The sequence below is a fragment of the Halalkalibacter sp. AB-rgal2 genome (assembly GCF_041821005.1).
Lineage (GTDB): Bacteria > Bacillota > Bacilli > Bacillales > Bacillaceae_D > Halalkalibacter.
In genome coordinates, this window is sequence record NZ_JBGUAV010000006.1 from 179503 (window position 1) to 202161 (window position 22659).

The following is a 22659-nucleotide window of genomic DNA, read 5'->3' on the forward strand; positions in this document are numbered from 1 at the left end:
ATAGTAGTTACTATAATTATAACGGGAGAAAGCCATCTGAGTCTATTGGGGGAACGGGATGTAGCTCTCTGTTTTTTGTAGAAGAGTGTTTATGCTGTCTATTCATTAAAGTGTAATATGTTGTTTAAAAGGGGGTTCATAGTGATGAATATTCTAATTGTTGAAGATGATCAGTATCTTTTGGAAGAATTAAAAGAAGTATTAAGTCAGTGGTCTTTGCATGTGTCTAGTCCTGTTGATTTTGAACAGGTCATGAATACATTTATAAAGGAAAACCCTCAATTGGTCATATTAGATATACAACTTCCTAAATACGATGGTTTTCATTGGTGCAGGGAAATTCGTGCGGTTTCAAAAGTACCGATTATTTTTCTTTCCTCAAGAGATCATCCGATGGATATGGTTATGGCTATGAACATGGGAGCAGATGATTATATCCAAAAGCCATTTAACATGGACGTTTTATTAGCCAAGCTTCAAGCTATTCTTCGTAGAGCATATGCTTATGAAGAAGGAGTCAATGATGTGGTTGAATGGAATGAAGGTATAATTGACTTAAAGCGAGGTGTAATGAGGAAAGATGGAGAGGAAGTAGATTTAACGAAAAATGAATTTTTTATCCTTACGACACTTGTGAAAGCTAACCATCAAATTATTTCTAGACATGAATTAATGAGAATGCTATGGGAGGATGATCAATTTATCAATGATAATACTCTCACAGCCAACATGGCCCGCTTAAGGCAAAAATTATCTGTTCTAGGCATTTCCGAAGCCATTGTTACAAAAAAAGGGCTAGGTTATATGGCTATCACGTTATAGGAGGAAATATGCTTTTTCGATATCTTGTTTATAAAAAAAGCTGGATTCTTTTCTTTGTTATTCTAGGAGGGGTGACTAATCTACTTATCACATTCGATCAAGGGTTCACGATAAGTATATCCTCTATCGTATATCTAAATCTTATCGCTGTTGTTTCCTTTTGCCTTTTTTTCATTTGGCGATTCAAAAGGGAGACTGATTATTTTAGAAAACTAAGGAAACTAATGGATGAAATCGATACAGATTGGATTGAGTCCTTACCTGAGCCTATTTATAGGTTTCCAGATCAAATGGTATACGAGCTTTTATGTGAAGTAGATCGTTTTTACAGAAGGAAATTTACTGATTTGAGACAAAGCTATTTATTAGAAAATGATTATTTAGCTTCTTGGATTCATGAAGTTAAAGCTCCTCTTACAGTGATGAAAATGACCATTGATGGACATAGAAGCAATGAATTAGCTCAGAAGATTGAAACGAATTGGTTACGGATGCATTTACTTATTGATAGACAATTGTATATTTCTAGGCTTCCTACGTTGGAATCAGATTATGCAGTGGAATTTGTCTTGATTGAGTCACTTTTAAAGGAAGAAGTGCGTGATTTAGCTTCTTGGTGTATGGAAAAGAACATTGGTGTGGAAGTAAAAGCAGAGGAAGAGCAGCGAGTTTTGACTGATAGGAAGTGGTGTCGTTTCATTATAAGGCAGCTGTTAACCAATGCGATAAAATATAGTCAAAACGGAGGGGACATCGCTATTACAATAGGCGAAAGCGATAATGGAAGGGTTTTCGTCACGATTAAAGATGAAGGCCGTGGTATACAGGTACATGATCTTCCGCGGATTTTTGACAAGGGATTTACCGGAGAAAATGGCAGACTACAAAATGCTGCAACCGGTCTAGGTTTATACCTAGCTCAAACCGTAGCGAACAAGTTGAACATAACACTTAAGGTGTCTTCAATATACGGTAAAGGAACGGCAGTGGATATCCTTTTCTTAAAAGAGAATGAAATGGAATCGATTAGACGAAATAGACTATAAGTAAAAAAACAGTAGGAGTAGTAGTCTGAATCTCATAAAATGAGGTCAGACTACGCCTTCTACTGTTTTTTTGTATACGGTTGTTTAATCTAAGTAGAATAGCGGATTCTCAGAAACTGTGTTTGAATGTGACAAAAATATCACTTTACTCTAGTGGAATGTCACCTAAAACGTGCGATTTATGAAACGTAAGAAGTCTATAATAGTCAACATAAAGATGAAAAGGGGGATTACATGAATCAATCAATGATGCCAAAGACGGTTCTAAGTGCACAGGATGTGTATAAGTCGTACGGGTCTAAAGGGAGCACTCAGCAAGTGCTGAAAGGAGTAAATCTTCGTGTTACAAAAGGGGAATTTGTTGGGATTATGGGTCCGTCTGGATCTGGAAAGACAACGTTACTAAATGTGTTAGCGACCATCGATCGCGCGACAGATGGCGTTATTTTAATCAATGATGACGATATTTCTAAGCTGAAGGATAAACAGATTGCGAATATTCGACGCAAACACCTTGGATTTATCTTTCAAGATTATAACTTACTCGATACGTTGACAGTAAAGGAAAATATCCTATTACCTATTTCGTTAAGTCATATAAGTGCGAGTGAGGCACAAAGAGAATTTAATGACATCGCGAATATATTAGGAATAACAAATGTAGCGAATAAGTATCCCGCGGAGATTTCGGGAGGGCAGAAGCAACGCGCATCTGTAGCACGTGCATTAATTCATAAACCTTCGATCGTCTTTGCTGACGAACCTACTGGTGCATTGGATTCCAAAACGGCCGCAGCGATGCTAGAGAATTTGAATGAGATTAATGAAAAGCGTGGTGTTTCCATTGTTATGGTGACACATGACCCAGTCGCATCAAGTTATTGTAGTCGAGTTGTTTTCTTAAAGGACGGCAAAGTATTTTCTGAGCTATATCGAGGAAATAAGACAAGAGTAGGGTTTTTTAAAGAAATTATGGATGTGCAAGCTGTGCTTGGAGGAGGAAGTCCAGAATGACAACGAATAGATTAGTTATTCGTAGTATTAGAAAAAACCTAAAGATGTATTATCTTTATTTTTTCTCGATGATCTTCAGTGTTAGCCTCTACTATATCTTTGCGAATCTACAGCATGATTCGTCTATTGTAACATTGATGAGTGGTAGTGTTCAGTTCTCTAGTGCATTTCATGTTGCTGGTATTTTATTAATGGTCATTACAGGTGTATTCACCATTTATGCAAATGGTATTTTTTTAAGACGCCGTAGTAAAGAATTAGGTATTTATCAGCTCAGTGGACTCTCGAAATTTTGGATAGGGCGGCTTCTGATCGTTGAGAATATTCTATTAGGAGTAGGTGGGTTAATAGTAGGTGTCGTTGTAGGTATCCTCTTATCTCGGTTTTTCCTCATTATACTTATGCGTATTTTAGAGATAGATAAAGTTTTCGAGCTTTCTTTCTCAATCCTTGCAGTTGGGCAAACACTGCTAATCTTTACTGTTTTAATTGCAATCACTGTCATTCAAATAGTGATCAAGGTTTCTAAAAGTACACTAAAAGAATTATTATATGCAGAAAACCAAAAAGATGAATCTAAGACGATCCATCCTATTATTTCAGGTTTATTAGCTTTTGTAGGATTGGCACTTGTAGCTTTTGGATATGACCTATCGACAAAGATAATTGATAACTTGGATGCTTTGTTTGCTTATATGCTCATGGTTCTAGCTACAACAATACTTGGGACGTATTTAATATTTCGAATGACTATAGGTTGGGCTCTCTACCTCTATAGAAGAAGTAAGAAAGGGAATCTTGGGTTATTCAACAGTTTATCTATTGCTCCTTTCATGCACAGAATTAAAGGGGATGCCAATTCACTAACGATTATAACAGTGTTGTCAGCAATGACCATTACAATGGTTTCATTGTCATACTCTTTGTATTATTCGGCAGAAAAGGATACCCGCTTATCGATGCCATTTGATATAGCTTTTGAAAATATGCAAAGTGAAGCAGAATCCTTCCTCACCGACCTTGATAAGGAAGGAATTGACTTTTATAATCACCAAGTGGAAGGTATGAGGTTTGTTGGTGAATTCACTCCGCATAATAGTCAGTTGGAAGCGGTACAACGAACAATAATGGTATTTCCGGCAGAACCCTTGCAGGAAGCCGGTCTAGAGATTGACATTCCAGCCTATGGTGAAGCCTTTCATTATGATTCTAGAGCGATCATTGAAGAAAATGAGTATAGCTATCCGATACAGGTGGAGTTTGAGAATAAGACCTTGTCAGTCACTGATCTTGAAATAAAGAATATCATGAATTTCAATTTGTTAGGTATGCAACTTGTTGTGTCTCAAGCTACGTTTGATGATTTTAAGCAAGAGGTGCAGGGGAGGGATAACATTGAAATTCTTCAAATTGATACATTTCAATTTGAAGATAAGGATCAGCTAGAGGAAGCTTCTCTCCTATATATGCCGTATGTTGAAGAAGGTGTTTATATGCCCGATTACCATTCGGTTTATATTGAAGCATTTCAATTTTTCGGAGTCCTCATTTTTATTACCGCTTTTCTAGGGTTTGTCTTTTTAATATCTACGGGCAGCATTTTGTACTTTAAACAAATGACTGAAGCTGAACAGGAAAGAAGATATTATAAAACTTTGCGACAACTTGGATTTAATGTGAATGACATATTGAAAGGTATTGTCTTGAAACAGTTGTTTGTGTTTATTATTCCTCTTTTAATTGGAATTTCCCATGCAGTCTTTGCGATTAGAGTAGCGTCAATCTTAGTAATCTCAAGTATTTTAGTACCTACTTTGGTAGGAATAGTCCTGTATGCAATGGTTTATTTGCTGTTCGCCTTATTCACGGTTAGCTATTATCGACAAATTGTGAAGAAAGTAATTTAAAGTTAGATTGGGGGAACCATAATGAAGAGATTTTTCATCGTTCTTATCCTAGCAAGTATTGTGCTATTAGGAATGTATGCATTTATGCGTGAGGATCTAGATCGTTTTAACCCATTTATGTCAAAAGAGTATGTGTATGTTGAAATAAATGAAGAGCCAAAAGAGGATAATGGCAGGTATAAATATCGTTTAACAGGTACGAATGAGGAAGGTCAGAGCATACGTGTCACTTTTACAACCAGTAGCATTCTAGAAGAAGGTACTTATCTAAAAGTATTGGCTAAAGGAGCGTACACGCAAAGCTGGGAGTTAGTTGACGAGAGTGAAATGATCACGAATTAGGATGGAAGAGGCTAGATGATTTGTGTGGCACATACCAAATTAAATTGGAAATGTGCCATACTTTTTTTTTTAGTAAACAAAAAAATCTGATAAAATGGAAACTATAACAAATACATTGTCAGAAGGTATCTTTTGACACTTTGATCTTGGAACAAAGAAGAAGGAGTGTATAGAAATATGGCGAAATTATTTTTGTTCTTAGGTAGTATAATCATGGCGTTATCCGTTGTCATTGGAGCGTTCGGTGCCCATGGGTTAGAAGGGAAGCTCTCAGAGAGAATGATGAAGAATTACCAAACAGGTGTGCAGTACCATATGATTCATGGTATTGGATTGCTTGTAGTGGGGCTATTAGCGTTGAAAATGACGAGTGGTGTACTAACAGGAGCAGGATGGAGCTTTGTTGTGGGAATTGTCCTGTTTTCAGGCAGTTTATATGTCATGGCTCTAACGGGGATAACAAAGCTAGGTGCGATTACACCTATTGGTGGATTGGCATTTATCGTAGGCTGGGTCTTATTGGGGATTGCGGTGCTTCGATACATGTAATAGATATGCGTGAAGAGTGATATGAAAATATTAAGTCTTTTCATATCACTCTTCACATAAAGGCTCTTATTCAGGAGGCCACTGAAAAAGTTTTAACTTTTTCAGTGGCCTTCCTTATTCTGGGCGTGGAGAGTACTGTGCTAAGACCGGTCCATTGGCAAAAGGATAATCATATTCAATTGGCTCATCAAACTCCACGTAATCAAGATTAACCATTAACAGGATATAATAATTACTTCCATCGACTTCACTAACAATAATATGATCCCGACCTGCTTCTTCCACAATTCCTCTAAAAATTCTAGCGTTCCATTCTTCATTATTCTCATAGGTCATGTAAAAGCTAGCTACCTTCCCGCGGTTGAGGCGAAGAATGTTCTCGATGTAGGATTGTTCAAGTGGAAGCATGCCAGTACCGGGCTGTGGCTGCGGATACCCTGGAACCGCTCCTCCTAATGGTTGGAATTGCTGCGCTTGAGCGAATCCAGGTGTTTGATATTGTTGAGATGAGAAATAAGGCACTCCCCCTTGTTGCCCTTGCTGAGTCTGAGCTTGCATAGGCTGCTGCTGTCCTTGCTGTTGATACCATTGTTGGCTCATGTATACCTCTCCTTTGTTAAGTAATCATTGTCGTGAATTGTTTTAATAAGTACGATACACATCTGGACATTCAGAAGCGAGTGGTGAATAAAAGCAGTGAGCTTTGTAGCGACCTGAATTCCACTGTCCCCACCACTGTTCAGGACAAGTGCCATCAGGTCTAAAAAACCATAATGAATTTTCAGCAGGTCGAAAGCGCTCGCCGTTGACAACTCGCTGAGCTAACCGTTTATCTCGCTCCCGTGCACTTTGGTAAAAGTAACTCTTTTGAACAGCTTCAAACCCCCCTGGTGATTGAAAGGTCATTGTTTGAACCGAGTTAATATCACCAAAATCAAGACAACGTGTTCGGACGCGATTGACCATAACGTTTCCTGCAGTAAGCATCCCCATCTCTCCGTCGCCTTCTGCTTCCGCTCTCATTAAACGAGCAAGTGTATCAATATCATTTGAATTTGTTTTGATGACTGCCATCTACTCACCCCTCATTCAAAAGTTGTCAATCTACGTTGGATCTGACGCAGGCTGTGCAGTTACTTCACTATATGACTGACTTCTTTTCTTTATGCAAAGAAAACTTACATCCTCGTGCTGAGCCGATACAAAGGGGTTGAGCGTTTATGAAAATGCGTCTCTTTCGTAAATGCGTGTAACGAGTTTTTGGATTCTTAAAGGCTCATTTGCGTTTCACTCGATTTTCTGTCCGAGGGAAATCGAAGGTAGAAAACGAGATGGGGTTTGCGTTAATGGCAATGAACTTTAAGTTCATTGCCAACATATAGGGTAATAGAAGAATTTACACGCAAAATAGAAAAAGGTGAGTTTGAGTACACTCAAATTCACCTTTTCACTATTTGAAGCTAGTTATGTCCTAGCCTCTGGATTCAAAATAGAGAACATTTTAGTTCATAAACGTATGTAAACTCTCGAGATCTAATCGATTCCCAACATAAAAAGCGCCGAATTCCCCATAGCGAGCTGATACTTCGTCAAAACGCATTTCGTAAACAAGCTTCTTAAATTGAAGAACGTCGTCAGCGAATAACGTCACGCCCCATTCCCAATCATCAAAGCCGACAGAACCTGTAATGACTTGCTTCACTTTGCCAGCATAGCTTCGGCCAATTAAGCCATGGCTCCTCATAAGGGAACGTCGTTCTTCCATCGGGAGCATATACCAATTGTCATTTGCTTCACGGCGCTTGTCCATTGGATAAAAGCAAACATGATTGGCCTTTGGTAAAATTGGGTATAGTCTACTACGGACATGAGGGTTTTGATAAGGATCACCATCGCTATCCCCGGCCATATAATTGCTTAATTCAACAACTGAGACATACGAATAGCTCGGAATCGTGAACTCAGCTAGCTTTGATTTATTAAAGACGGTTTCGATTTCGTTTAATTCTTCCATCGTAGGACGTAAAATCATCATCATCAAGTCAGCCTTTTGTCCGACTATTGAATAGAGGGCATGACTTCCTTTTTCTTGTTCTTCTGTTTCTTGCCAAGAAGCAATCATAGAATGAAATTCGTCTAAAATTTCATTACGTTCTTCTTGAGTAAGAGTTTTCCAAGCTGGCCAATTCATTGTCCGAAAATCATGTAAGCAATACCATCCATCTAATGTTACTGCGGCTTCACTCATGATATACACACTCCTCATCTTCTGTAAATTATTTAAAGAGGTTGTCCAAAAAAGCGCTGATTTTGAAGGCACTGACAAAGTTTTGTTTTTAACTTTTTTGGTGCCCTGGTTTCCCCTTTTTGAATGACCTCGAAGCAATGAGTAGTCGCTACATTTATTGAAAGTCTTGTGATGAGTGGTTTTCTGACCACAAGACGCATAGCAACCGGAGCCATTGCCGTGTTTTATGGTACTTTTTGAACATGCTCTTTTAATATATCACACTTTTTAACAAGGAAAAAATGAAGCGAGTCTCTGACACATAAGCGTCAAATCTTTGGTCATCCTAGAAAAAGGGTAAAGTGGCGAAAGGAGAAGGATTAGCGACTGTGAAAACGGAAACAGATAGATTTTTTCAAAAATTTGAACTTTGATGAACTTGACAAATATGGTTCCTTTTTAGAATGAAGAGGAGTATCCTTATAGTAGGGAAATAAGTAGAGGGAACGGATAAAGAGGAGGAAATGTAGTGAGCGGTCTATTTGCAGCTATAAAAAATCAAGTGGAGAAACATCAGCCGACGATCGTTTTGCCTGAGGGGACAGATGAACGCATTTTGGAAGCGGCGATTAAACTTAAATCTGATCAAGTCGTTAGACCGATTTTAATTGGTAGTGAAGAGGAGATTAAAGAGAAGGCGAAGCAGCTACAATTGGATGTAGTGAATGTAACCATTATGGATCCGTCAAGCTATGATGGAATGGATGATATGATTCAAGCCTTTGTAGAACGAAGAAAAGGAAAAGAAACTGAAGAAACAGCACGTGAAAAGCTTGTTGATGTCAACTACTTTGGTACGATGCTTGTCCATATGGGGATAGCAGACGGTTTAGTAAGTGGTGCTGCTCATTCTACGGGAGATACAGTACGTCCTGCTTTACAAATTATTAAAACACAGCCAGGTATAAAGAGAACATCAGGTGTGTTTGTTATGGTGAAAGAGGACAAGAAGTTTGTATTTGGTGATTGTGCGATTAATATCGCTCCAAATAGTGAGGAGTTAGCTGAAATTGCCATTGCAACGGCTGAAACGGCTAAAGTGTTTGACATAGATCCAAAAGTAGCGATGCTAAGCTTTTCGACGAAAGGTTCGGCTTCGTCGATTGAAACGCAAAAAGTATCTGAAGCAACAAAACTAGCGCAAGCAGCTCGTCCTGATCTTGTTATAGATGGGGAGTTCCAATTCGATGCAGCGTTTGTACCTGCTGTCGCGCAAAAGAAAGCTCCTGATTCGCCATTACAAGGTCAAGCGAATGTGTTTATTTTTCCGAGCTTAGAATCAGGAAACTTAGGCTATAAGATTGCTCAACGTTTAGGTGGTTATGATGCAATTGGACCGATCCTACAAGGGTTGAATAAGCCAGTGAACGATCTTTCTCGTGGTTGTAATGCCGCAGATGTTTATAAGCTTTCTCTGATTACGGCGATGCAGGCTCTTAATCAGAAATCGGCGGTAACGAAATAAGAGAAAAGAGCTAAAAGGTGTTCTCATCTTTTAGCTCTTTTTAGGTATGATCGTATAAAGTGAAGAAATAGAAAAGCCGTTGCACGCTTTTCTCATTTTCCATTCTTTTTCCACGGTATGAAAAAGCAAATCTTTATTCACACTAAGAGCAATATACTTGAAAAGGAAAGGATATTCATGATGATTAAGACGCAAACACGCCCTTTTTTTATCGTTTGTATTTGTCATACAATTTTATTTCTTATTACGTTTGTACGTTTTAAAAAGCAAACGATAGCGTTGCTTTTGGGCTCGATTGGATTTACGTATTTATTTGAGTATGTTGTTTTAAACCTATTGCGAATGTATCGATATAAGCCTGGGGTGTTTCGGAATGCTTGGGTTGACAGTATATTCGGTGCTTTTCTTTCTCAAGCGTTCTTTGTACCTGTTAAGGCCGCATTCATTACATTGTTTCGACTTGGGTGGAAAACTAAGGTTGGGCTAGCGCTCATGTTTGGTGGAATTGAAGCGATCTTTTTAAGGAAGGGAATTTTTGTGAATCGGACGTGGAATACGTCTTTTACTGTGGTTGGTATTATTTTTTATTTTTGGTTTATCGATCAGTGGTGGTTAGGCTTTCGCTCCTCGAAGAGAAAGCTGTTTACGGTGATTTCACTCTATTTTAGTCATGTGATTTATTATACGAATGCGTTATTTTTTTTATTCGCCTTTACGAACGTGTTTCGTTTTCAATTCCCGTATCTTACGCCAAGAAGTAAGGACTGGAATCATTTTATTCTTGCTCCTGTATATGCGTTAGTTGTTAGCTTTTTCCCGACAATTAGCACGCTCTTATCAAAAGGTAGATTTAAAGCGATTGCGCTCGGTTGTGCTCTTCTCTTTGATCAATTGCTGATTCGCTTTAAGCTGCTAAATGTAAGGAATACCAATATCATTTACTTTTTCATGCTCCATATTGTCATGCTTTTTGTTGGAGATTACACGTATTCCTTTTTTCTTGGAGTTCAAAAAGAAGTGGTGAGAGAGGATGTTGTGTAGGCGATATAACAGGATGAAATCGGGTTGCAGAATAACAAAACACGGTCAAAATAGCGTTTTTCAAGTAACGCAGCCCGGATTACAGTGGCATCAGCTTCACTCGTTCCACGTTCTTTATGAAAAAACGCCACTTTCATAAAAAGCCTAAAACCGTTGTAACGGCTCCGCGCAACGCTTCTAAGAAAAGACTGCTGCGCAGTTTTTCTTAGAACACCTTTTCATTTCGCTTCCTTAACCGAACTTGTTGCTCTAAAAACCAAGCATGCTCCTCTTGAGAAAAGGCTGTCGTTGAGAGTGAAATGTTCTCTTGAAGCATCGCTTCGAGCAGGAGATGCAATCCTTTCGTGACATCAATCTCTTCATTAAGTAAAGAGGACAAGGACGCCATTGTTGTAGGTATGATGTCTGGATATGTATATTTAGTTGGTGATTGCTTCACAGCGTGTTCATAAAACGAACGAATGAGGCGAGCGCGATCCCCGCCACTACCTGTTAAACATAAATAAATTTGAACAGCTACCCCGCCTCGTATGCGTCTTTGTGATATACCAGCAAATTTCTTGCCATTTATACTAAGGTCATAGCTACCAGGGCAATAAGAACCGGCAATTTCCCGTGCTTCAATGCTAACCTTATAAGGTGAGAGAGCTTTCTGTATAAAACGGTACATCATATCATATCCCAAATCGATCGAAATCGATTGGTTTTCCTTCATAATAAGAGAGACATTTAGTATGCCGGGATCAAGAACAACAGCTAAGCCACCTGAATTTCGGACGATGACCTCGTAACCTGCTGAATGTAAGTGTTGAATGCCATCATGAATATGAGGGAGGCGACTATCTTGAATGCCGAGAACGATCGTTTGATTGTGAACCCAAGGTCGAATGGTTGGCAAAGAATGGTCCCGTCCAACAAAGGTACATAAGGTGTCGTCATAGGCAAAAGAATCAAGTGGTGGGAAATGTAGACCTAATGTTGAATGGTCTAGCAATCTCCATTGCTTAGAGATGGATGATAAGGTTTCGCTCATGTGTAGACTCCTGTTCATTAAGATAAGCTCGTTATATTATAGCATGTCTGCCCTTTTTTCGTGCAAAAAAGGAGGAGGTATGTTAAAATAATCGCTAGGTTTTATAAAAAGTAAGCTGAACTATAGATGAAAGGAACCGAGATATGGCCAATGAATTTCGAATTTGTGACGAGTGTCAGGCAACGAACATTAAGACGCTTATGCCACGTTTAAAGAAGCTCGATCCTACCGCGACTATCGATATTCGTTGTCAATCGTATTGCGGTCCAGGACGAAAGAAATCATTCGCATTTGTCAATAATCGTCCTGTAGCAGCCCCTGATGAGGATCAGCTGTTAGACAAAGTAGAAAAGAAGATAAAATCAAAAGTTGTCTCTTCTTCGTAAGAGCTTATTGCTAAGAGTGTCGCTTTACCGTCGTGTAAAAGTGGACACTCTTTTTTAAAATGAGTAAGAAAATGTGGTGTCTTTCGTAGTTAATGATGATGAATAGAGGCAGGACAACGCATCGAACGAGTTAGTTCCCTGTCTTCTTTCTTCTTAATTTGCTCTTCTAACCGTTGTTTTACGATTGATAATGCATGCATGTTCTTGTTAATTTCAGCTAATTTTTCTTCATATACGTCAAATACTTCATCACATTCCTCAATTTCATATTGTGGGTAGGAATCCATACAATTCAAAAATTCCTCGATTTGATCAGTCGTTAGTCCTAAGCCCAAATAGATTTTGATAGTTTTAATTCGTTCAATGGAAGATTCATCAAACTCCCGATAGCCGTTATCAAGACGAGTAGAAGTAATGAGATTTTTCTTTTCATAGTGACGGATCGATCGGATGCTAGCACCTGTCTTTTTAGATAATTCACTTATTTTCAATTAAAATACCTCCTTATTGGTAGCTTATATCGCATAATCAGATAGTAGATCCTTGCGAAGTTTTATAACGTGCTATTACTCATATATGTAACTATGTCACTAGCTATTACCTTCTACCGCAAGCCTCTCTTTTTCCGTTTTTTTCATGAGCGTGTATGAAATGATTATATCATTTGGTGTTTTTAAATGTCTTCGTTAGTGATTGAAAAAGACTATCTCAAATGCGTCATTTTAAGACTTTTTGAGATAGTCTCGCTACATTAGTTACCATTGACTATTCGTCAACATTAGTGTCACAGTCAACTAAAAGAAGGGCTAGAAATTAGATATTGAATGTGTGTAAGAAAGCATTGGGAAAAGACATGTATGAATATTTCTTATATAATAGTAGTAACGTCGAATATGAGAGGATGAACTATGAGTAAATATGGTGTTTTAGCAGAGGAGAAGGTGTTTAAGGATCCTGTTCATCGGTATATCCATGTCCGAGATGAATTAATCTGGGAGCTCATTGGAACGAGGGAGTTTCAGCGGTTGCGACGAATTCGACAGCTTGGGACAACCTATGTGACCTTCCATGGTGCCGAGCATACTCGCTTTAACCATTCGTTAGGGGTATACGAGATTACAAGGAGAATGGTAGAGGAATTTACCGGACGCCCTGATTGGAACGATGAGGAACGATTGCTCGTATTAACAGCTGCGCTTCTGCATGATATTGGTCATGGCCCTTTCTCTCATTCATTTGAAAAGGTGTTCGACACTGACCATGAAGAGTGGACGCGATCGATCATTTTAGGTGATACGGAGATTAATCATGTTCTTTCTCAAGTTCATCCGCAATTTCCGAAAGATGTTGCTGATGTCATTGAGAAGACGTATTCGAATAAGCTTGTGACAAGTATGATCTCAAGTCAAATTGATGCAGACCGAATGGATTACTTACAGCGCGATGCTTATTATACAGGTGTGAGCTATGGTCATTTTGACATGGAGCGAATATTGCGGGTCATGAGACCGAAAGAGGATCAAGTTGTCATTAAGAATAGCGGTATGCATGCTGTTGAGGATTATATTATGAGTCGATATCAAATGTATTGGCAGGTGTACTTTCACCCGGTCACGCGAAGTGCAGAAGTGATTTTAAGCAAAATATTAATGCGGGCGAAGGATCTTTATGAGCAAGAATACTCCTTTAAACAGGAGCCGAAACATTTTTATTCGATTTTTAAAGGAAAAGCGAGCTTGGACGATTATTTGCGGTTAGATGAGGCGATTGTCTTGTATTATTTCCAAGTTTGGCAGGAAGAAGAGGATCGCATTTTGCGCGATCTTTGTGTAAGATTTCTAAATAGACGTCTTTTTAAATATATTGAATTTAATCCAAACAACCGAATGGATGATTGGCTCGTGCTACATGATTTGTTTAAGCAGGCTGATTTACAGCCAGATTATTATTTAGTATTGGATTCCTCGTCTGATTTGCCTTATGATTTTTACAGACCGGGTGAGGAAGAAGAGCGAGTGCCGATTCATTTGTTAATGCCAAATGGAAAGCTACGAGAGCTTTCGCGACAATCAGACGTTGTTGAGGCGATTTCAGGTAAGAAGAGAACGGATCATAAGCTGTATGTGCCACTTGATCGGTTAGAGGACGAAGAAGAGTATGGTGAGATTAAGCGCCAAATACGAAAGGTTCTAGATATATAATGAAAAGGGAAGAGGGATAACGATGCTGAAGGATCACGCCAATGTGATGGGGCTGTTTTTGCAGGCGGGAGAAATCATCGGCAGAAAAAAACTGCAGAAAATGATTTACATTGCGAAGAAGCTGAATGCGCCTTTTTCAGAGAAATATACGTTTCATATGTTTGGACCGTATTCGGAAGAGTTAAGCTTAAGGATGGAGGAACTGTGTAACTTAGGGTTTGTCGTTGAACGTAAAGAGGATAAAGGGCATTACGTTCAATATCGTTATACACTTTCTACTGAAGGGGAGAGATTCTTAGGCATGTATCCGAATCAGTCTCTCTCGAAGGAATTGGTTGAAGCGTTAAATGACAAGAGCTCACGTTTTTTAGAGCTTGTTTCCACGTTACTGTACTTTGAAGATTTGGATATGGCTGAGCAGAAGGAAAAGGTTCATACTTTAAAGGCTAAGCAAAACTATAGTGATGAGGAATTAGATGAAGCATATACCTATATACATATGTTGCGGGGGCTGTTGTCATAATAGTATTTGGAAAGGATGATGGTTAGATGGATTTATTAAACAATGACAACCTTAAGAAGAAGACAACGGGCTTTAATATTTTAAGTGGGGATTCTACAGATGGGCATGGTGGATACGGTGCAGGGGTGATGAATTTAGATAATGTGTCACCTATTTTTGTTTGTCCAGAGGACGATGAGGCATTTGTTGATATGGGAGCTCTTCATGCTCGTTCAGCCGTCGAGAAACGTATTAAATTTTTAAAAAATAAGGAAGAGGTACCAAACGGCAAACTGTATTGGCTCGTTTGGGTATCGATTGAATATAAGGATAAGAAGCCGTATTATGCAGGTGTAGCAGGCTGTGAAATGCTCGTTGACCGCGAAATTCGACGTGGGTATAAGAGTATGCCAGAGCATGTGAATAAGATGGATAAATCACTAAAAGGGAAAGTAGCTGTCGATGATATGGATACAAAATCAAGGAAAATCCTTGCCCGTTTCCTGAAAGATCATAATGAGGCGATGTGGGAGCATTCTTCAGAGGAACTACACGCAGCTTTATTAGATGATTAGCGTTTATAAACGGCTTGGAAGCCTAATCAAGCTAGATTGACTATCAGAACGTCGTATAAATGTAAAGGGTAAATTACGCTTAAATTTGAACGATTTTTGAATAGTGGTTGCGACTATTGAGCTTTTTCGTCATAGCGAGTAAACTAAAAGGAAGTATAAACGCACATTTATACTAGGACAAAAAAAGCTGATCTCCAAAATGGAGGTCAGCTTTTTTGACTTTTTTAAAAGATAAGAATGTATAAAATAAAGTATAGAGGGTGTTGGCAAACGCAAAAGAGAGCGACGGCTTCGCACGTTACACGTTGTTCTGAAAGTTCAGAATAACTGAAAACCGTGCTGTAACGGCTCCGCACGACCCATTTAATAAAAAACGCTGCGCATTTTTCTTAGCTTCCGAACCAGCGGAAGAAGCGATCAATGATATTCTCTTTATCATGGTCTTGCTCTTCGTTTAACATGGCATCTTCTGTCGGGGACGGGCATGGAGTAGTTGGCTCTGTCCCTTCAAGAAAGTAAGTTGTACGGTGGGTTGGACAGTCTTCAGTCGCTAATAGGCCAGTGAAAGGATCCATTTCAACCCCAATAACTCCATCAGGGACGTCAAATGGAATTATATTTTGGCCTTCCAAGGCGTGCTCTGTGAATTGTGCCCAAATCCTCTTGGCAACTTGAGCTTCAGAGGAGTCGATCAGGTGATCGCGGTCATAGCCTACCCATACACTTGTCGATAATTGTGGTGTGAAACCGACCATCCAGCTATCAGTCGGGGTTGATCCTGATTTGCCAGCAACTTCACGAGAGAGGAAATGTGAAATAGAGCCTCCTGTGACGGAAGTGTAGCCATTTAAATAAGGGTCAAACATCCCCTTCATCAAATCAGTTGTAATATAGGCTAAACGAGGGTCAAGAGCAGGCTCTAGCTCTGGCTCAGACTCATATAGAATCTCACCCTCAGAATCGACGACTTTACGAACGAGACGAGGCGTGACGCGTTGACCGCCGTTAGCGAAGGCGCTATATGCTGTAGCTAGCTCTAATGGGTTTACTTCTGCTGCTCCAAGAGCGAGTGAAGCTCGTTCTGATAATGGACTTGTCATTCCTGTTCGATCAGCAATATCAACAAGCTTATCCATCCCAAGTAAAAGGTGAGTTTTAATGGCATAAATATTATCGGAGTAGGCCATCGCTTGTAGCAAAGTGATAAAGTCATTGGCGTAATTGTCATTAAAATTACTCGGTTTCCATACTTCACGTCCTTCATCTAATGTAAAGGTCGTTTCTTCACTTAATAGAGTTGAAGAGGGTGTATAGCCATTCTCAAGTGCAGCATAATACAAAAATGGCTTAAAAGTCGATCCACCGTGTCTCTCTAAATCAGTCGCACGATTAAAGGGACTGTCATCGTAATTCTTTCCGCCGACGAGAGCTTTTACATCTCCTTGCACTGGATCAAGGGCGACAAGAGCGACTTGTAATTCATTATTCGGCATTTCTGATTGAACGAACCGTTCCGCCTCTCGTTGCATATTTGGATCAAGCGTCGTATAAATCCGTAGGCCACCGATTTCAAATAAGGTCGGCTCTAGTCCGATCTCTTGAATCAGCTCACGTTCCACAGCATCTTGAAAATAAGGACCAACGGTTGTCGTGGCTTCAAGCTCGTCATGATCAAATACAAGCTCCTCAGCATATGCTTCATCTGCTTCGACCTGTGTGAGCACCCCTGTTGCTACCATTGATTGTAAGACGACACTTTGCCTTTTCTTCGCCCTCTCTAAGTCAAATAGAGGAGAATAGTAGCTAGGTCCTTTTGGAATACCGGCAAGCATGCTTGCTTCAGCGAGGGAAAGCTCTTGTGCTGATTTACCAAAATAATGATAGGCCGCTGCCTCGATGCCATATGCCCCGTGACCGTAATAAACGGTATTTAAATAGCCTTCAAGAATTTGATCCTTGTCATAATTCATTTCAAGGCGAAGGGAGTACATTAATTCATTCCATTTTCGTTTCCACGTTTTATCATGACTTAAATAGAGGTTGCGAGCATATTGCTGTGTAATCGTACTGGCACCTTGTACCATAGATCGTGAGCGGATGTTCGCCAGCATCGCTCCGCCAATTCGAAAGGGGTCGAACCCAAAATGATCGTAAAATTTCCGATCCTCGACAGCGATAGTTGCATCAATGACATCGTGGTCTATTGCCGATAGTTCAAGCCAGTGTCGGTTTTCCCCTTGATGGCGTTCCCCAATAATGGATTGATCCGCTCCGAAATAAACCGTCGTTTGTGCAACTGTTAATGGTGGAGGGCCTTGCATTTTCGTATAAGAAAGTAAGCCAACCGCAGCAGCAGTAAGCAAAACGAATAATAGCAGTATGAGTCTAAACAATAACCTTATAAGACGCATTCTTCGCCGTTTGCGTCGATTCAAGATGACTTCCATGTTGCCACCCCCATATAAGAGAAAGTACCTTTATCTTTATCATTGGTAAAAACATGAAAGCTTAAACGTCTGAATTCAAAGAGAAAGCGTCGAAGAACATTGCTGATTTTCAAGCATTGCTATATACTTTCTTTTGAAGAAACGACTTATTACGTTTTAGTAATCAAAAATGATGAGCAGCACGACAGAACAGAAATGAATCGTTAATATGAGGTGAAAGTAATGGAATTATGGTATACAGAAAAGCAAACAGAGCGTTTCGGCATTACAGCAAAGGTGAAGCAGACGCTTCATACGGAAAAGACGGAGTTTCAACAATTAGATATGATTGAAACGGAAGAGTTTGGAAATATGCTTGTTCTAGATGGAATGGTGATGACAACGGAGAAGGATGAATTTGTTTACCACGAAATGGTTGCTCATGTACCGTTATTTACGCACCCAAACCCGAAACGTGTATTAGTCGTTGGAGGAGGAGATGGTGGTGTAATCCGTGAAGTGTTAAAGCATCCTTGTGTGGAAAAGGCGACCCTTGTTGAAATCGATGGGAAAGTAGTCGAGTACTCGAAGAAATATTTACCGACTATTGCTGGTGCACTTGAAGATCCACGTGTCGAAGTGCAAATTGATGACGGCTTTATGCATATTGCCAAAGCAGAAAATGAATATGATGTGATCATGGTAGATTCGACCGAGCCGGTAGGACCAGCTGTTAAATTGTTTGAAAAAGGCTTTTATGAAGGGGTTTCAAGAGCGTTAAAGGAAGACGGAATCTTTGTCGCACAAACTGACAACCCTTGGTTTCAAGGGGAATTAATTTCGCACGTATATCGTGATGTGCAGGAAATCTTTCCGATTACGAATTTATACACAGCGAACATTCCAACCTATCCTAGTGGTCTTTGGACATTTACAATTGGATCGAAAAAATATGACCCGTTACAGGTTAAGGACAGTCGCTTTCATCAAATCGAGACAAACTATTATACGAAGGATTTACATAGCGCAGCGTTTGCTTTACCACGATTTGTAGCAAGATTAATCGGAAGAGACTAATTTGAAAGAAGATGAGCAACCAACAGTGGCTGCTCATTTTTTTCAAAGAGGATGAAAAGTCTTCTAAAGGACTTAGACGAGACCGCTGAAAATGTACAAATCAACTTTTTCAGTACCTTTAATTTGACTGGAAAAGATATGAAGCGCTTCTTGCAACTGAGCCTGAAACTCGCTAAACTATGAAAGATAGAGAGGTGTGCGAGCCACATGAAAAAGGCGCTAAAACGATTTGTGAAAATGCATTTTCAGACGAAAGTAGAGCAGGATGACCATACGGATACGAATGATTTCACAACTAGAGGAGAGCTCTTTCATAAAGGCAGTCAAGATTATTTGCGCTTTGAAGAGGCACCCCCAGGTCTTGAGAAGGTTCAGACGACGATGAAATGGGATGGACATGAATTAATGTTAATTAGACAGGGGGCTGTCTTAATGAGACAAGCTTTCGTTGCAGGTGAAAGAACGTTTGGACGTTATGTGACACAAGAGGCATCTTGGGAAACAGAAGCGATCACTGAAAAAGTATTAGTACAATGGCCGCGAGGAAAGACACGTGGGCGGATTGAAATCTGTTATCGGTTCTTATTGCAAGGACAAGAGACAGGACGTCATAATGTTCGCTTAACGCTTGAGGAGGAATAAATAGATGAATAGTGTAGAGCAATTGAAGCAGCAATTAAAAGAAGAAATTACGAATGCAGTGAAGGCTGCTCAGTTAGCGGATGATCAAACGATCCCAGAATGTATATTAGAATCACCTAAGGATAAAGTACATGGTGACTATGCGACGAATATGGCGATGCAGCTAGCGCGAATTGCCAAGCAAGCTCCAAGAGCCATAGCGGAGCAAATTGTCGAGCATCTTGATCAAGCTCGTGCTTCAATTGAAAAAGTTGAAATTGCTGGGCCAGGCTTTATTAATTTTTATATGGATAAAGCGTATTTACGTGAGGTCGTCCCAACGGTTATAAAGATGGGTGAGCGCTATGGCGAAACAAATATTGGTGCAGATACAAAGATTCAGATCGAATTTGTTTCTGCTAATCCAACTGGGACGTTACATCTTGGGCATGCGCGTGGTGCGGCAGTTGGTGATGCGCTTTGTCATATTTTGGACAAGGCAGGATATGAGGTCGAACGGGAATATTATATTAATGATGCTGGGAATCAAATTCATAATTTGACACTTTCTCTTGAAGCTCGTTATTTTCAAGCTCTTGGAAAAGAGAAGGGAATGCCAGAGGATGGCTATCATGGCAAAGATATCATTGAATTTGGTCAACAGTTAGCTGATGAATATGGCGATAAATTTGTACATCAATCAGAAGGGGACAGAAGGGCATTCTTTCGCGAGTATGGATTAAAGAAGGAGCTAGATAAGATTAAATACGATTTGAAGGAATATCGGGTTGAATTTGACCATTGGTTCTCTGAAACATCGTTATATGAATCTGGCAAAGTGGACGAAACATTAGCATATCTCCTTGAAAAAGGCGAGACGTACGAAAAGGATGGTGCTACGTGGTTCCGCTCAACGTCGTATGGTGATGACAAAGACCGTGTCTTAGTTAAAAATGATGGCTCCTATACGTATTTAACTCCCGATATTGCCTATCATCAAGATAAGATGAGTCGTGGATTTGATAAGCTTATCAACATTTGGGGAGCTGACCACCATGGGTACATTCCGAGAATGAGGGCAGCGATTCAAGCGTTAGGCTATAATGCCGAGCAAATGGATGTGGAAATCATTCAAATGGTTAGCCTCTATCAAGGCGGCGAAAAAGTGAAAATGAGTAAGCGAACTGGGAAGGCGGTCACATTACGCGATCTAATGGAAGAGGTCGGAATTGACGCAACGAGATATTTCTTTGCGATGCGCAGTGCCGATACTCATTTAGACTTTGATATGGATTTGGCGGTTTCGACGTCAAATGAAAACCCCGTTTATTATGTTCAATACGCTCATGCTCGTGTATGTAGTATGCTTCGTCAAGGTCAAGAGCTAGGATTGACTTTTGATGAGACGACTGACCTTTCAAGCTTAACGTCCGAGAAGTCTTATGATTTGCTAAAAGCAATTGGTGATTTCCCAGTCGTGGTAGCGGAGGCAGCGGCAAAACAAAGCCCGCATCGTGTGACAAACTATGTTCATGAGTTAGCTTCAACACTTCATAGCTTCTACAATGCTGAGCGTGTCATTGATCCAGATCAAAAGGAGGCGAGTGCTGCGCGTCTTGCCTTAATGAAAGCAACTCAAACAACGATCAAAAATGCGTTAGCACTTGTCGGTGTTTCATCACCTGAAAAAATGTAAATGGATGAAAAGGACTCTGGAAATTGAACATTTTCAGGGTCCTTATATAGTTATATTGAAACAGTTAAGTAGGTTGTATGAAGGAAAAGAGTAAGATCGAGTAATCCGGATGAAGATTTAACAATTCATTCGGGTTTTTCTTTTGTTTCTTCTTTATGAAATGGCAACAAGTATGGTTATCTTAACTCTCCTTCAAAAACCAATGTATGAAAAGTCGCCTCATGAGACAAAGTACAAGTATGAAAGTGGGGCTAGAAATGAATGAAATGATTCTTGCATTTATCGCTGGGTTAGTCGTTGGTTTCTTGTTTGCGTGGATTAAGCTGCCTATTCCCGCTCCGCCTGCGCTAGCGGGAATACTCGGTATTTTCGGTATATATGCAGGCTATCAACTGTTCGTATTTGTATCTGCGCATTGGCTGAAATGAGGCCACTGAATCAAGGACAAATCGACTTTTTAAGTACCCTTTATTTGAGCAATGGCTTCACTCATTGCTTAAAGGGCACCACAAAGGTTAAAAGCCAAACTCTTTCAAGGCCCATTGAAATAAGGAGGCGAAGAACGTGCCGTATGTCAAATTAGACAAAGCTCGTATTTATTACGAAATATACGGGAGTGGACAGCCACTTGTTTTTGTACATCCTCCAGTGATGGGACAATTAACATTTCAATCGCAACGGTCACTTGCTAAGCACTATCAAGTCATTTTCATTGATTTATTCAATAGTGGTAAAAGTACAAAGCATGTGTCTGCATCTGAGGTAGAGGTTCCGTACTTGGCACAAATGATTAATAACGTTTTAACGAAAATGAATATCCAATCAGCCGTTATTTGTGGATACTCTAATGGAGGTTCAGTCGCAACTGAATTTGCTTTGACGTATCCCGCAAGAACGGATGGGCTTATTTTAATTGGCGGGTTTCCTGAGGTATCCTCGTTTTTATTGGAGAAGGAATTTAAGCTTGGGATTTGGGCAGCGAAGAAAGAGTTGCTGGCTTTGTTTGCTCTTGCTCTACCGAAAGCTCACTTCCGCTCTAAGCGAGAGCAGAAGGAGATGGGAAAGTGGATAAAGCGTGCTGATGCGAATGTTTTGAAAGATATGTATGAAGCTGGGAAACGATATGTAGCGACTGAACGTCTTAAGCAGCTCTCCGTACCCGTTCTAACGATTTATGGGAAACGAGATCTGTTTTCAACACCATATATCGTCTATTTTCTTCAAGAAGTGAAGCAAATTGATGTAGTCATCGTGAGTCAAGTTGCACATCAAGTACCAACGAAGACACCAGAAGAATGTAATGCGATTATCCATCAATGGATGGTCCGTCATTTTTAGAAGTATTGGATGGACTCGTTTGAAAATGACCTTAAAATGACAGTGAAGTGTTTGGTAAAATGAAACTTCAAACTGTAGATAAAAGGCCTTTGAGTCTCATTTCTCAAAGGCCTTTTTAAACTATTTCTCTTATTTTTATCGTTGAAGAGTAGGGAATGTCTATCTTACCTCTCAACAAAGCGGACGGGATGGGAGGGTCGACTCCTGCAGGAGGGAAGGGCACTGAAAAAGGTTGGTTTTTGAGGCCACTGAAAAAGTTTGGTTTTAACTTTTTCAGTGGCTTTGAAGTAATGTGCGTAGCCGTTGCCCGATTTTGAAAGCCTTGCTATGA

The 22659-nt window shown here is 39.8% G+C and carries 23 protein-coding genes; 17 read left to right on the forward strand and 6 right to left on the reverse strand.

What is annotated here, in order from left to right; translation table 11 throughout:
* The first annotated feature begins 144 nt into the window (after window positions 1–144).
* The 6 genes from ACERJO_RS07405 (at window position 145) to ACERJO_RS07430 (ending at window position 5680) form a co-directional block, all read left to right on the forward strand.
* Window positions 145–822: a response regulator transcription factor gene (locus ACERJO_RS07405; RefSeq protein ID WP_373647089.1), complete on the forward strand. Its 678-nt coding sequence runs from the start codon at window positions 145–147 to the stop codon at window positions 820–822.
* An 8-nt stretch (window positions 823–830) separates the two neighbouring features.
* A complete protein-coding gene (locus ACERJO_RS07410; RefSeq protein WP_373647090.1) occupies window positions 831–1868 on the forward strand; it encodes a sensor histidine kinase in 1038 nt (345 codons plus the stop codon).
* A 234-nt stretch (window positions 1869–2102) separates the two neighbouring features.
* Window positions 2103–2882, forward strand: a complete 780-nt coding sequence (locus tag ACERJO_RS07415; protein ID WP_373647091.1) for an ABC transporter ATP-binding protein — start codon at window positions 2103–2105, stop codon at window positions 2880–2882.
* Complete coding sequence (locus tag ACERJO_RS07420) at window positions 2879–4789, forward strand: FtsX-like permease family protein (protein WP_373647092.1); 1911 nt, start codon at window positions 2879–2881, stop codon at window positions 4787–4789. Before ACERJO_RS07415 ends, ACERJO_RS07420 begins: the two co-directional genes overlap by 4 nt.
* Before the next feature lie 21 nt (window positions 4790–4810).
* The gene (locus ACERJO_RS07425; RefSeq protein ID WP_247101956.1) at window positions 4811–5131 is read left to right on the forward strand and encodes a YxeA family protein; all 321 of its coding nucleotides are present in this window, start codon (window positions 4811–4813) and stop codon (window positions 5129–5131) included.
* 177 nt (window positions 5132–5308) lie between these two features.
* Window positions 5309–5680, forward strand: coding sequence for a DUF423 domain-containing protein (locus ACERJO_RS07430; RefSeq protein ID WP_247101959.1), 372 nt, complete (start codon window positions 5309–5311; stop codon window positions 5678–5680).
* A 114-nt stretch (window positions 5681–5794) separates the two neighbouring features.
* Here ACERJO_RS07430 and gerQ read toward each other — a convergent pair whose 3' ends face one another.
* The 3 genes from gerQ to hemQ form a co-directional block, all read right to left on the reverse strand.
* Window positions 5795–6280 (reverse strand): spore coat protein GerQ, encoded by a 486-nt coding sequence (gene gerQ / locus ACERJO_RS07435; RefSeq protein WP_247101963.1) that lies wholly within the window; start codon window positions 6278–6280, stop codon window positions 5795–5797.
* A gap of 42 nt (window positions 6281–6322) precedes the next feature.
* Complete coding sequence (locus ACERJO_RS07440; protein ID WP_247101966.1) at window positions 6323–6754, reverse strand: cell wall hydrolase; 432 nt, start codon at window positions 6752–6754, stop codon at window positions 6323–6325.
* 427 nt (window positions 6755–7181) lie between these two features.
* Window positions 7182–7928, reverse strand: a complete 747-nt coding sequence (gene hemQ / locus ACERJO_RS07445; RefSeq protein ID WP_247101969.1) for a hydrogen peroxide-dependent heme synthase — start codon at window positions 7926–7928, stop codon at window positions 7182–7184.
* 508 nt (window positions 7929–8436) lie between these two features.
* Here hemQ and pta point away from each other — a divergent pair.
* Both pta and ACERJO_RS07455 read left to right on the forward strand, forming a co-directional pair.
* A complete protein-coding gene (pta, locus tag ACERJO_RS07450; protein WP_247101971.1) occupies window positions 8437–9432 on the forward strand; it encodes a phosphate acetyltransferase in 996 nt (331 codons plus the stop codon).
* 177 nt (window positions 9433–9609) lie between these two features.
* Window positions 9610–10473, forward strand: coding sequence for a hypothetical protein (locus ACERJO_RS07455; protein ID WP_373647093.1), 864 nt, complete (start codon window positions 9610–9612; stop codon window positions 10471–10473).
* A gap of 205 nt (window positions 10474–10678) precedes the next feature.
* On the opposite strand, the gene ACERJO_RS07460 is transcribed toward ACERJO_RS07455, so the two are convergent.
* Window positions 10679–11506, reverse strand: coding sequence for a lipoate--protein ligase family protein (locus ACERJO_RS07460; RefSeq protein ID WP_373647094.1), 828 nt, complete (start codon window positions 11504–11506; stop codon window positions 10679–10681).
* A gap of 143 nt (window positions 11507–11649) precedes the next feature.
* Between ACERJO_RS07460 and ACERJO_RS07465 the strand changes: the two genes are divergently transcribed.
* Window positions 11650–11892, forward strand: coding sequence for a YuzB family protein (locus ACERJO_RS07465; protein ID WP_035344632.1), 243 nt, complete (start codon window positions 11650–11652; stop codon window positions 11890–11892).
* An 89-nt stretch (window positions 11893–11981) separates the two neighbouring features.
* Here the strand turns inward: ACERJO_RS07465 and ACERJO_RS07470 are convergent, their stop codons facing one another.
* Window positions 11982–12383, reverse strand: coding sequence for a MerR family transcriptional regulator (locus tag ACERJO_RS07470; RefSeq protein ID WP_247101980.1), 402 nt, complete (start codon window positions 12381–12383; stop codon window positions 11982–11984).
* A 417-nt stretch (window positions 12384–12800) separates the two neighbouring features.
* Between ACERJO_RS07470 and ACERJO_RS07475 the strand changes: the two genes are divergently transcribed.
* The 3 genes from ACERJO_RS07475 to ACERJO_RS07485 are packed head-to-tail and all read left to right on the forward strand — an operon-like array spanning window position 12801 to window position 15170.
* Window positions 12801–14093: an HD domain-containing protein gene (locus ACERJO_RS07475; protein ID WP_247101983.1), complete on the forward strand. Its 1293-nt coding sequence runs from the start codon at window positions 12801–12803 to the stop codon at window positions 14091–14093.
* A 22-nt stretch (window positions 14094–14115) separates the two neighbouring features.
* Window positions 14116–14616, forward strand: a complete 501-nt coding sequence (locus ACERJO_RS07480; RefSeq protein WP_035344634.1) for a YwgA family protein — start codon at window positions 14116–14118, stop codon at window positions 14614–14616.
* Between the two features lie 26 nt (window positions 14617–14642).
* A complete protein-coding gene (locus tag ACERJO_RS07485; RefSeq protein ID WP_247101986.1) occupies window positions 14643–15170 on the forward strand; it encodes a YwhD family protein in 528 nt (175 codons plus the stop codon).
* Between the two features lie 389 nt (window positions 15171–15559).
* Here ACERJO_RS07485 and ACERJO_RS07490 read toward each other — a convergent pair whose 3' ends face one another.
* Window positions 15560–17617, reverse strand: a complete 2058-nt coding sequence (locus ACERJO_RS07490; RefSeq protein WP_247101989.1) for a transglycosylase domain-containing protein — start codon at window positions 17615–17617, stop codon at window positions 15560–15562.
* A 222-nt stretch (window positions 17618–17839) separates the two neighbouring features.
* Here ACERJO_RS07490 and speE point away from each other — a divergent pair, with 222 nt between their 5' ends.
* The 5 genes from speE to ACERJO_RS07515 all read left to right on the forward strand — a co-directional run bounded on the left by speE (window position 17840) and on the right by ACERJO_RS07515 (window position 22328).
* A complete protein-coding gene (speE, locus tag ACERJO_RS07495) occupies window positions 17840–18673 on the forward strand; it encodes a spermidine synthase (RefSeq protein WP_373647095.1) in 834 nt (277 codons plus the stop codon).
* Window positions 18674–18880: 207 nt separating this feature from the next.
* On the forward strand, window positions 18881–19315 hold the full coding sequence (locus ACERJO_RS07500) for a YwiB family protein (RefSeq protein ID WP_247101995.1): 435 nt from the start codon (window positions 18881–18883) through the stop codon (window positions 19313–19315).
* Between the two features lie 4 nt (window positions 19316–19319).
* On the forward strand, window positions 19320–20990 hold the full coding sequence (argS, locus tag ACERJO_RS07505; RefSeq protein ID WP_247101998.1) for an arginine--tRNA ligase: 1671 nt from the start codon (window positions 19320–19322) through the stop codon (window positions 20988–20990).
* 257 nt (window positions 20991–21247) lie between these two features.
* Window positions 21248–21418 (forward strand): XapX domain-containing protein, encoded by a 171-nt coding sequence (locus tag ACERJO_RS07510; RefSeq protein WP_247103068.1) that lies wholly within the window; start codon window positions 21248–21250, stop codon window positions 21416–21418.
* Window positions 21419–21554: 136 nt separating this feature from the next.
* Complete coding sequence (locus ACERJO_RS07515; RefSeq protein ID WP_373647096.1) at window positions 21555–22328, forward strand: alpha/beta fold hydrolase; 774 nt, start codon at window positions 21555–21557, stop codon at window positions 22326–22328.
* Window positions 22329–22659 lie beyond the last annotated feature (331 nt).